The 11508-nt window shown below is 58.5% G+C and carries 10 protein-coding genes; 4 read left to right on the top strand and 6 right to left on the bottom strand.

Annotated features, from left to right (window positions below; all coding sequences use genetic code 11):
- The first annotated feature begins 63 nt into the window (after positions 1-63).
- A complete protein-coding gene (locus tag ACS4NR_RS06180) occupies positions 64-1983 on the top strand; it encodes a tyrosine-protein phosphatase (RefSeq protein WP_456019393.1) in 1920 nt (639 codons plus the stop codon).
- Positions 1984-3414: 1431 nt separating this feature from the next.
- On the opposite strand, the gene ACS4NR_RS06185 is transcribed toward ACS4NR_RS06180, so the two are convergent.
- The 6 genes from ACS4NR_RS06185 to ACS4NR_RS06210 form a co-directional block, all read right to left on the bottom strand.
- The gene (locus ACS4NR_RS06185) at positions 3415-4389 is read right to left on the bottom strand and encodes an AraC family transcriptional regulator (protein WP_456019394.1); all 975 of its coding nucleotides are present in this window, start codon (positions 4387-4389) and stop codon (positions 3415-3417) included.
- Between the two features lie 198 nt (positions 4390-4587).
- A complete protein-coding gene (locus tag ACS4NR_RS06190) occupies positions 4588-5109 on the bottom strand; it encodes a hypothetical protein (RefSeq protein ID WP_456019395.1) in 522 nt (173 codons plus the stop codon).
- On the bottom strand, positions 5106-5840 hold the full coding sequence (locus tag ACS4NR_RS06195; protein WP_456019396.1) for an alpha/beta hydrolase: 735 nt from the start codon (positions 5838-5840) through the stop codon (positions 5106-5108). Before ACS4NR_RS06195 ends, ACS4NR_RS06190 begins: the two co-directional genes overlap by 4 nt.
- A gap of 3 nt (positions 5841-5843) precedes the next feature.
- Positions 5844-6341 (bottom strand): PAAR domain-containing protein, encoded by a 498-nt coding sequence (locus ACS4NR_RS06200; protein WP_456019397.1) that lies wholly within the window; start codon positions 6339-6341, stop codon positions 5844-5846.
- A gap of 353 nt (positions 6342-6694) precedes the next feature.
- Positions 6695-6994: a hypothetical protein gene (locus tag ACS4NR_RS06205; RefSeq protein ID WP_456019398.1), complete on the bottom strand. Its 300-nt coding sequence runs from the start codon at positions 6992-6994 to the stop codon at positions 6695-6697.
- A 123-nt stretch (positions 6995-7117) separates the two neighbouring features.
- Positions 7118-7477: a DUF6124 family protein gene (locus ACS4NR_RS06210; protein WP_456019399.1), complete on the bottom strand. Its 360-nt coding sequence runs from the start codon at positions 7475-7477 to the stop codon at positions 7118-7120.
- Positions 7478-7936: 459 nt separating this feature from the next.
- On the opposite strand from ACS4NR_RS06210, the gene ACS4NR_RS06215 reads away from it, so the two are divergent.
- The 3 genes from ACS4NR_RS06215 to ACS4NR_RS06225 all read left to right on the top strand — a co-directional run bounded on the left by ACS4NR_RS06215 (position 7937) and on the right by ACS4NR_RS06225 (position 11470).
- On the top strand, positions 7937-8809 hold the full coding sequence (locus ACS4NR_RS06215; RefSeq protein WP_456019400.1) for a helix-turn-helix domain-containing protein: 873 nt from the start codon (positions 7937-7939) through the stop codon (positions 8807-8809).
- A 116-nt stretch (positions 8810-8925) separates the two neighbouring features.
- Positions 8926-10194, top strand: a complete 1269-nt coding sequence (locus ACS4NR_RS06220) for a DUF1479 domain-containing protein (RefSeq protein ID WP_456019401.1) — start codon at positions 8926-8928, stop codon at positions 10192-10194.
- Positions 10195-10954: 760 nt separating this feature from the next.
- Positions 10955-11470 carry an Hcp family type VI secretion system effector gene (locus ACS4NR_RS06225; protein WP_027613808.1) on the top strand — a complete coding sequence of 172 codons (516 nt, stop codon included), beginning with the start codon at positions 10955-10957 and terminating at the stop codon, positions 11468-11470.
- The last annotated feature ends 38 nt before the right edge of the window (positions 11471-11508 follow it).

The raw sequence follows: 11508 nt of genomic DNA on the forward strand, positions 1-11508 counted from the left end.
TATTCGGTATCAGTTGATTGCAGATAGTAGCCAGCCCAACGGTAATTCCAATGAGGCTGCACTGTGTTTCAACGTCTTGTGTGTTCGCTTTCCGTTTTGAGCCTGTCCATCGCCGCTGCCCACGCCGCCGAACCTGTGGTGCTCGACACGCCGCGCCTGCAAAGCATCGACAACTTCCGCGATGTCGCCGGCCTGACCACCGCGTATTCCACGGCCCACGATGGCAACATGCGTGGCGGCGTGTTCTACCGCTCCAACGCGATCACGCCGTCGGCAGCGGATCTGGCGACCCTCAACAGTCTCGGCATTAAAGCCGTCTATGACCTGCGCACGCCGAGCGAAATCGCCGGTACGCCGGACACGATGCTGACCGGCGCGACCTACCAGAACATCGACATCATCGGCAGCACCACCTCGGGCGCGAACATCACCACCGTGTCGTTCAAAAGCGCTGCCGACGCCATCGCCATGATGGAGCAGACCAACCGCGCCTTCGTCAGCGATGCGGGGATGCGCGGTCAGTTCGGCAAGCTGTTCAACGAGCTGGCCAGCACCGATGGCGCTCAACTGTTTCACTGCACCGCCGGCAAGGACCGTACCGGCTGGACCGCCGCCGTGCTGCAAAGCATCGCCGGTGTCGACAATGCGACCATCATGGCCAACTACCTGGCGACCAACGACTACACCGCCGCCCGCGTCGCCGCGACTCTTAAAGCGATGCCGCCAAGCATGGCCTCGGTCTACGCGCCGCTGCTGGGGGTGCAGGCCAGTTACCTCCAGGCCGGTCTCGACGAGGTCACCGCCGAATACGGCAGCATGGACAACTACCTCAAGCAAGGCCTCGGCCTGTCGCAGGAAACCATTTACGTCCTGCGCGGCAAACTGGTCGAGTACAACAGCCTGCCGGGTCAGGCCGGGCTGATCGGCAACGCCGCTGCCGGTGCCGAATTGCTCCGCGAATTGCAGAACAGCAACCTGTCCGGCACCTACAGCGCCTACAACTACTACCTGCAATCGGCGATCGACGCCGGCACCCTCGGCGGTGTCGAGTCCCAGGTCGGCGGCCAGGTTCACGCCGACGCCGCCAGCTACTTGCTGCGGCAGAACGCGTTGATCGAACAAGCCGCCGCACCTTACGCCAGCGGCTCCGATCTGAAAGTCGGGCAATACCGTTTGTGGACCACCGCGCTCGCCGGTTACCTCGGCACCGACGGCTCGTCTCACGCCGAAAGCAGCAACGAACACAGCCAAGGCCTGATGGTCGGCATCACCCAGCGCTTCTCCGAACAACTCAGCGCACGCGGCGGTTTCGGCTACAGCAAAGGCACCGTCGGCGGCGCGGGCGGCGAGGCCGATACCGATTTCACCTTCTTCAACCTCGGTGCGCGTTACGGCTTCACCAGTCTGGAACGCGGGCTCTTCGTCGACGCCAATGCCAGCGCCGGCTACGTCGATTACGACAGCAAACGCGACCTCGGCGGCGGCCTCGGCACGGCCAAGGGCGACACCCACGGCAACCTCACCGGCGCGACGCTGGCGCTGGGTTACCGCGCGCCGGTCAACGGCATGATCCTCGAACCGAGCCTTGGCGTGCGCATCAGCCACCTCGACCTCAAAGGCTTCAAAGAGAAGGGCAGCGAACTGTCACTCGACGTCGACGACAACACTGCCACCCGCCGCAGCGCCGTCGCCAACCTCAACGTGGCGTTCGCCCCGGTAGCGATGGGCGCGTGGCAACTGGTGCCGGGCGTACAAGTTGGCTACGAACGCACCCTGGGCAACAACGACGTCAACAGCCAAAGCCACCTGCTGGGCCTCGACATCGAACAACGCGCCGCCTTCGACAACCGCGACCAGTTCAGCGGCGGCGTCAACCTGATGGCCAGCCTCGGCGCGGTCAGCGTCGGCGCAGAAGCCGGGGCCAGCGGCGGCGGTGACAGCCACGGCTTCAGCGGCAGCCTCAAGGCCAGTTACGCGTTCTAAAGCAGGGACAAACAGCGCAAGGTCAAGGATGACCACCATTCACAAAGCACCACCAAACCCGTTGGAACGGCCAATCGCCAATCCTGAGTCCACTGCATATTCCTGTGGGAGCGGGCTTGCTCGCGAAGAGGCCATGTCAGTCACCATCACCTCGCCTGATCCACCGCATTCGCGAGCAAGCCCGCTCCCACATTCAGATCCCGGCCAGCCGCCAACCCTGAGTCCAGCACATCAGCCGTGTCACCGACCAGCCGCCAATCCTGAGCCCACCAACTAACCCTGTGGGAGCGGGCTTGCTCGCGAAGGCGCCATGTCAGCCAACATCACCATCAACTGACCCACCGCATTCGCGAGCAAGCCCGCTCCCACATTTGGATCCCGGCCAGCCGCCAACCCTGAGTCCAGCACATCAGCCGTGTCACCGACCAGCCGCCAATCTTGAGTCCACCAACTAACCCTGTGGGAGCGGGCTTGCTCGCGAAGGCGCCATGTCAGCCAACATCACCATCAACTGACCCACCGCATTCGCGAGCAAGCCCGCTCCCACATTCAGATCCCGGCCAGACGCCAAACCTGAGTCCAGCACATCAGCCGTGTCACCGACCAGCCGCCAAACCTGATTCCACCAACTAACCCTGTGGGAGCGGGCTTGCTCGCGAAGGCGCCATGTCAGCCAACATCACCTTGGCTGACCCACCGCATTCGCGAGCAAGCCCGCTCCCACATTCAGATCCCGGCCAGCCGCCAATCCTGAGTCCAGCACATCAGCCGTGTCACCGACCAGCCGCCAATCCTGAGTCCACCAACTAACCCTGTGGGAGCGAGCTTGCTCGCGAAGGCGCCATGTCAGTCAACATCACCTTGGCTGATCCACCGCATTCGCGAGCAAGCCCGCTCCCACATTTGGATCCCGGCCAGCCGCCAAACCTGAGTCCAGCACATCAGCCGTGTCACCGACCAGCCGCCAATCTTGAGTCCACCAACTAACCCTGTGGGAGCGAGCTTGCTCGCGAAGGCGCCATGTCAGTCACCATCACCTTGGCTGACCCACCGCATTCGCGAGCAAGCCCGCTCCCACATTCAGATCCCGGCCAGCCGCCAAACCTGAGTCCGCCACATAACCCCATGGCACCGACCAGCCGCCAATCCTGAGTCCACCAACTAACCCTGTGGGAGCGGGCTTGCTCGCGAAGGCGCCATGTCAGCCAACATCACCATCAACTGACCCACCGCATTCGCGAGCAAGCCCGCTCCCACATTCAGATCCCGGCCAGCCGCCAACCCTGAGTCCAGCACATCAGCCGTGTCACCGACCAGCCGCCAATCCTGAGCCCACCAACTAACCCTGTGGGAGCGGGCTTGCTCGCGAAGGCGCCATGTCAGCCAACATCACCATCAACTGACCCACCAGCATCCCCGCCGATAAACCAATCAACCCCGCCCCCTCAGCTGCGCCGGACTCACCCCATACGCCTGCTGAAAATACTGACAAAACCGCCCGACATTACTGAAGCCAAAGCGCAACGCCACCTCCGACACCGACGCCGAATGCCGCTGCCCCAGCGCCTGGAAAGCCCGCTCCAGCCGCACCTGCCGCTGATACGCCACAATCGGCATCCCGACAAACCGCCGAAACCCCTCCTGCAATGCGCGCTGACTGACATTGCTCAACCGCGCCAACTCCACGCCACTCACCAGTTGCTCCGGATGCGCCTGAATAAACTCCATCGCCAACTTCACATGCCGCGGCGCCACCCTCGGCGCCGGCTGGCGCAACGCGTCGGTAAAATTGTGCGGCCACGCCTCCAGCACCGCATCGATCAACATCTCGCGCAACCGCGACGGCATCAGCGTGCCGCTGTTGAGCAACAGATCAAACTCCGTCCCCGTCGCCAGATCAATCAACGCCTTTATCCCGCCAAAGGCCGCCGAGTGCAGATCCACCACCGGCTCAAACACAATCTTCTGCACAACCGGCCGCCCCAACAACGCCGCCAACCGCTCAGTCAACTGCCCCCGATTCACCGAAATCCCGTGCTGCGCGTGATTGTCGAGAAACCGCATCGAACGGATATCCGCCTTATCAATCGCCAACCCCACCTGTGCCACACCGACGGACTCGGTGCGGTGGTTGAACACAATCTTGCCCGCCGTGGGAATCACAAAAGTGATCTCGTCCTGCGGGTCGGGGAAGGTGACGGTGAAATCACCGTGGTAATGCATACGCCGGAAACTGACCCCGTCGTGCCGCCCGTAGACGCCGCCGATGATGATGTTGGAGGGGATCGGCGGGGTTTCGGCGTAGCGATTGCCGAAGAGCCGGGAGAAGAGGGCGCCGAAGTCTTCGGAGTGGAGGTTTTCGGAGCGGAGGATGATTTTTTGGCGAGGTGGGGCGACGGAGTACACCTTGGGGCACCTTTTGTTGGGGCTCTTGGGTAAGTGGGGGGGAGGCGGAGGGGAGGTTAGCAGGTTGGGGGTGACAGGTTTGTGACGGGAGATTGAGTCACTGGAGATCGGGCCGCTTTCGGCCAATAATCCCCAGGATATCCGGCAGCAACGGGCAGATACTTCAGGTAATTGCTTGCTTAGGTGTCATCTAAAAAGCTAAGGGTTTTTAAATATCTGCTCTGTCATTTTCATGGTTGGAATGATCAATGACTTTGTGTAATAGGTTTTATATCCATACGCGGTAATGCGTACCTTGCAGGGTATGAAAGCTTTATTGGCTAGTAGCGGTCGGACGGCTTCGTAATCATTCAGATCGAGTTGCGTCCCATCGGGTCTTGTATTGTAAAAAACAAGTTCTGAAATGAAGGTGTAATTTGGTCTGGTTTGGCTGCTCGCGTTCACAAGGCCTTCAGCCTTTATATTGATTGAATGCTCGGACGAAATATCCATATCGCCGTCTAACGAGCAGGTCAGCGTTGGTGTGAGCTGATTAGAGTTTTCGAAATCATTGAATGCGCTAGCCAAATCTACTGTTGAAGTGAATTTCACAGTAAAAAGATTGTTCGGCCCTAATTCGAAAGACGACAGAGTAAGATCGGCGGGCGGGATGTTGGCTGTTTTTACACAGCCAGCGCAGAGAAATAATGTCAGGTAAACGAAGCCGCGATAGAGATTCATTGACCGAAAATACCATTGATGGAATCAAAAATCAGATCGAGCGCTGATTTTGTTTCCTGAACAGGTTGAATGAACATCCAGTCTGCGGAGGCGTGGTGGATGTCGATGGTTTTGTTCATGGCCGGACCGGATTTTATATTCCAGCGCTCGCCGAAATCAGCGACGCTGTCAGAAGAGTCGGGTTTGCTTGAGTTGGCTCGAATGTTAATCCAGGTCTCTGCGATAGGTTGCGGCTCTGACATGTAGATATCCGAGCCCAGCCATACCCAAAAACCTTCGCCGACAGGGTCAAGTGTCACCAGAAATTTAATGCTGTAACCCGCTTCAGATAAAATTTTAGAAAGATGTGCTCCGTTCCATCCACCCAAGCTGTGACCCACGATATACACCGGGCTTGATTTGCTGGGTATTTTGTCGATGAAGTTGGTTTTGATGTCTCCGGAACCTTTGGCGTCGTTGTAGCCTCTGGCCCAACTGGTGTATTTGGTTTTCAGTTTTGCGTTTGAGCTTATTCTATTGTCGAGCAGATTTTTTGCGGCATCGATGTTGTGATAGGCACCTTGGAAGTAATACTTTTCCTGGTCTGCGGCGCCACCGATAAAGAAGACGATGGCTTTCTTTTCCGGAACTGGTACTGCTTTGACGGTTGAGTCATTTGCAGCTGTCAATGTTTTCGTTGCTGCCAGGCTTGCGGTGTTGCCGTTTGGAAGAACAATTTGCTCTGCAGCCATTACTTAGTCTTCCAGAAAGATTTTGATGGTTTCTGCCAAGTGCGAACTCACCATATGGGTGAAGCCCATTGAATCGCTAACGCCATGTTCCAGGCTTCCATCCTCACGTTGGATGGCGTAACCGTGATTAGGCATTGGCTCGCCGGTCGTGCCGTCGACCAGTTTGATCTTGTCGCTGAAGTGCACCGGCATTGGCAGTAAACCGCTGAACGGCGCTGATACAACGGTGTCGCCGATGATGACGGTGCCGGAGCCGCCAATGACAATGTTGCCGTGGCCTCCGGTGCTGTCTATTGTCGCGGCGTTCAGGCCGTTGATGAATACAGTCGAACTGATGCCCCCGGTAATCGGGCTACCGCAGGCGGATTTGTCGGTCATGCGAGCAGCTGCGAGGCCGTCGAAGAATACGTTCGGCGAGCCGCTGGCAATAGGATTGGTACCGTGTCCTGGAAGTGGGCAACTGGTGGGGTCTGAGACGCGAGCAGCTGGTTTTCCACTCATGGGAGGTTCCGTTTCGAAATGTGAGTAGGCGAGCTCGAGATTCTCGAGCGAGAGTTGGGCGGCAGTTTGATTAGGCGATTGCTGTTTTTACGAGCAGCAGCTCTACGTAGCCGTCGCCCAAGAAGGGATGGCTTTCAGTTCTGAAATGCGGGGGCGTATCTGAGGAGTTGTGGCGCGGTGTCGCTTCCGTACGCAGGGCATTCATAAAAATAAATCGTCCTTGAAAAATCGCCGTGAAGGATGCCCGAGGTGAAGGTCTCGTTCAACGAGATTTTCGCGCGTACTCGTACTTTTTGATCTCGTTCCAGAACTTTTTTGCAGAGCGTAATAGGCCGCTGCCGTCATTACTGAATTCAGGCTGAGGGAAACTCCAGGCTGTCGAGATCGATTTCGGCATAGGTCCCGAGTTCGCCCTTGTAGAGGGATACTCTGGATACTCTTAGCTCAGATTGTAGAAAACCAACGAGTACCCTGAGACTTGAGTGTTTGGACATGCTTGTTGGATGCACCACGGTAGCCTTGCCGGGCTCATCGTCGTAGGTTCGGATCATAAAAGTGTCTTCGCCGTTCTGGATGACGTAGTTAACCCCACGGTATTCATAGCCAGCGTCATGGTCGACATCATCGAAACGAGTAGCGGTTGTTATTTTCAATATAGATTTCCGTTGAATTTGACTCGTGGCAGGTAGCTTTTCGAACCGTTCGTGTTGATGTCCACTAGGCAACACCCTCTGTGGCACCAAGCTAACTAGCGGCCACAGAGGTCTTACGAGTTATTACGTCGGCACAACATTATCCAACGCCTGATTCACCGCCAGTTCCCCCAGCATCACCACCTGCGCAATGCCCAGCAGCGTCTTGCGAATCGGCCCCTCAACCAGCGCAGCCACATCCCCCAACATCACCGTCGCTGAACCCAGTGATTCACTGGCGTTCGCCAGCAATTCCTCGGTGGCGATTTTGGGGTTGGCGAGGAACATGGCGTTAGGTGTGTAGGGCGTGGCCATGATCTGGCTGGCGGGATTCAGGTAGTGGTCGAGGGCGCGTTCGGCGGCTTCGCTGAGCTTTCGGGAATCGGGGGATTCGTAGGGGGAGACGGTTTCGGTTTCGGGTGGGTTCGGTGTGACTTTGAACATGATGAAACTCCTGGGAAAGCGATTAAGGAGCTATCACGCTTCGCTACCAAACGAAGGGTGGCGGCCATGCACAGGTTGGTAGACCGGCCCAGGAGCCCGGCGCGCCCTAAGACGCCCTACGCATGACCACCATAAAACAGGGACGAGAGATCGACCTCTGCATAAGGGGAGCTATGCGACCTGGAAGTGCCGGGCTACCAAACCCGATCGCTGCTTTTCAGCGACCGACCCACGATAGAACCCGCACTCTAGGCGCACAAGCCGGCGGATTCTGGCGTAGTCGTAGGCAATGGCGCAAGGCGTTGTAGCCTGGGATGACGTAACACTGGGTGTCTTTAAACGACTCTGGCAAAACCTTAAACACGAGCGAGAAACTGACCGATTCGCGGCTTGAGCATTTCGATCGCGGTGATACGATCATGGCGTCGCCATACGCGCCGCAGAGCAGAATCGGTCACGATGAAACCCAGTTTCGAAAAAGTCCCCACTGCAACCACTGCTTCCTGGACGCTGCTGAACCGGCGTTTGCCGGAGGCGATTCCGTTCGAATGGCATCACCATCCCGAGTACGAGCTGACGCTGACGTTGAACAGTCGTGGCCATCGCTACATCGGCAATGACGTGGCGCCTTACGATGACGGCGATCTGATTCTGGTCGGGCCGAATGTGCCGCACAGCTGGTCGTCGGCGGAGCGGGTCGACCATGGGCAACCGCATGTGGCGCTGGTGATCTGGTTTTCGGCGGAGTGGGCGGAGTCGCTTGTGGCGTTGTTTCCGGAGCTGGGGTCGCTGCGGCAATTGCTCGCGGCGGCGCGGCAGGCGTTGAGTTTCAGTGCGGTGGCGTCGCGGGAGATTCGGCCGCTGATCGAGGCGATGGTCGAGCAGGAGCCGGCCGAGCGTCTGATCGCGCTGTTGACCGTGTTGAGCAAACTGACGCGGGACGTCGATGCCAGGCGAATCCTCTCTGCGTCGGACTCGCAGGCTGGCAGCCAAATTGTTGAAGACCCGCGCATTCATCGGGTTCTCGATTACGTGCATGGTCACTACGCCGAGGCGATCAGCATTCCAGCGTTGGCCGAGATGGCGTGCGTGAGTGTGTCGGCGTTCCATCGGATGTTCCGCCGTCATACGCGCTGTACGGCGCTGGACTACATCGTGCGGCTAAGAGTCGGACACGCCTGTGCGCTGTTGATGCAGGGGCACTCGACGGTTTCGTTGATTGCCGAGGCAGTGGGGTATTCGTCGCTGGCGCTGTTCAATCGGCAGTTCAAGGCGTTGAAGGGGCTTACACCTTCAGAGTTTCGCCGTCAGCACGGTCATCACTTTCTGTAAGCGGCGCGCTGCTAAACGCCACAATCGTATTAGCCGACGCGGCAAATCAGGCTGCCGTCGCCACCCTCGGAAGTGATCCCATACCTGCACCAACAACAAGGTCTGTAGGTCCCCCGATGAGCAAATACCAGGCATTCGAGAGCGCAACGCTGCCGGAGAATTACCGCGACAGCATCGTCACAATGAAACGCACCTTGCGCGCGCAGATCGGCGATGTGCAGGGGCTGTTCGCCGAAGTCAGTGAGTTTATTGCCGGCGAGATTGCGTCGATCAAGGCGCAGGAAGCGCAGACCGGGTCGGGCTGGCCGGTGCTGGAGTTCGCCGACATCGCCGGCGGCACAGTGACTGCCGAGCAGTTGGCGTTTATCAAGCGTCGCGGCTGCGTGGTGATCCGCAATCATTTCCCCCGCGGGCAAGTGCTGCAGTGGGACCAAGGCTTGCTGGATTACCTCGACAAGAATCGATTCGATGAGGTGTATCGCGGGCCGGTCGACCAGTTTTTCGGCAGCCTGGAGGCGTCGCGGCCGGAGATCTTTCCGATCTACTGGTCGCGCTCACAGATGCAGTTGCGCCAGCATGAGCGGATGGGCACGGCGCAGGCGTTTCTCAATCGATTGTGGAAGACTCATTCGCACGGTCAGGAGTGGTTCAACCCGGACATCAATGCGCTGTATCCGGATCGGGTGCGCCGGCGTCCGCCGGGTACACACTCAAAAGGCCTTGGGCCGCACACCGATTCCGGGGCGCTGGAGCGCTGGCTGCATCCGGCGTATCTGAAGGTCTTCGACAAAATCTATAACAACGACTTCGCGGCCTACGACCCGTGGGATGCGGCGTTTCGTACCGAGGTCGATGAATACGCCTACAAAGACACGGTCAAGTGTTCGGCGTTTCGCACATTTCAGGGCTGGACTGCGCTGTCGGACATGCAGGCCAATCAAGGCGTGCTGCACACCGTGCCGATCCCCAAGGCGATGGCCTACCTGCTGCTGCGGCCGCTACTCGATGACGTGCCCGAAGATGAGTTGTGTGGTGTGGCGCCGGGCAAGGTGCTGCCGGTATCGAGGCAATGGCATCCGCTGTTGGTGGAGGGCTTGAGCCCGATTCCGGATGTGCAGGCCGGTGATTCGGTGTGGTGGCATTGCGATGTAATCCATAGCGTCGCGCCGGTGCAGAACCAGCAAGGCTGGGGCAACGTGATGTACGTGCCGGCGGCGCCGATGTGTCCGAAGAATCTGCGTTATGCGCGGGATGTGTTCAGGGCATTCGAGCAGGGCGCTTCGCCGGATGATTTTCCGCGTGAGGATTATGAGCGGTCGTGGGAGGAGCGTTTTCCGGTGGAGAGTCTGAATTCGCTGGGGCGTGCGGGGCTTGGGCTGGAGTGAGGGGAGCGCATCTTCGCTCGGCAAAGGCCGGGCGAAGATGCTTTGCGACGCGGTGGTGGGCGAAATGGGCGGGTTCACGCGCGGTGAGGCGGCGCGATGCGGGGCAGTGGTCAGCACACAATTGGCCAGCGACTTGCCTGCGGTATTGGCCGACCGGGTCGAATTGCAGCAAGTCCTGCTCAACCTGATCATCAATGCCCTGGAAGCAATGGAGGTGATGGAGGCGGACGAGCGCAGACTGCTGATGGCGGTCGTCTCGGGTTCTTTGTTGACTGGGCTGGCGCCTTCGCGAGCAAGCCCGCTCCCACATTGGGTTTTGCGGTGTTCGAGAATACTGTGGCGGACGCAAAACCTGTGGGAGCCGGCTTGCTCGCGAAGGGGCATCCACGCGATTCCCAGCACTTGGTCGAAACTTACCGTCCACTGCAATTGGCGTCGTCAGCGCCGAAAATCTAAACATTGCAACTGCGCAAAAAGTTGCGCAGTTGCTTCGCCAATTTCACCCGAGAATCCCCTTAAAGCCTCTCTAAACCAGGCCCTCCAGCCAAGTGCGCAAGAAGTTGCACAGTACTGCGCAACTTTTTGCGCACTTTTTTCTGTTTATCGAAGTTTAAAACCCCGGAACGCGAAGGTATTGCCGCCAACCCATTGATCCGAAATGGCTAGATGATGGCTGGCACGGAACTTGATATCTGAGCAGGTACCCGGGCAGGCAATGGTGCCTGTCGGTTGTGTTTTTTCAGGCAAGGAGAGCATCCCCATGGCAACACCAGCGTACATGTCCGTCACTGGCGAAAAACAAGGTCTGATCACTGCCGGCGCGTTCACCGCCGACTCCGTGGGCAACACCTTCCAGGAAGGTCACGAAGACCAGGTCATGGTTCAGGCCTTCACCCACGACGTGATCATCCCGCGTGACCCGCAATCCGGTCAGCCAACCGGTCAGCGCGTACACAAGCCAGTGGTCATCACCAAGGTATACGACAAGGCTTCGCCTCTGCTGCAAGCGGCGCTGACTTCCGGCGAGCGCATGAGCGAAATCGTTATCCAGTGGTACCGCACTTCGGCTCAAGGTACTCAAGAGCACTACTACACCACCAAACTGGAAGACGCGATCATCGTCGCCATCAACAACAAGATGCACAACTGCCAGGACCCGTCGAACGCCCACTTCACCCACCTGGAAGAAGTGCAGTTCACCTACCGCAAAATCACCTGGACCCACGAAGTCTCCGGTACTTCGGGTTCTGATGACTGGCGTGCTCCAGTCGTTTAATCGCGACTGATGGTTGTACCACCCCGGCCAGTGCGGCT

Source organism: Pseudomonas sp. JQ36, assembly GCF_053851495.1.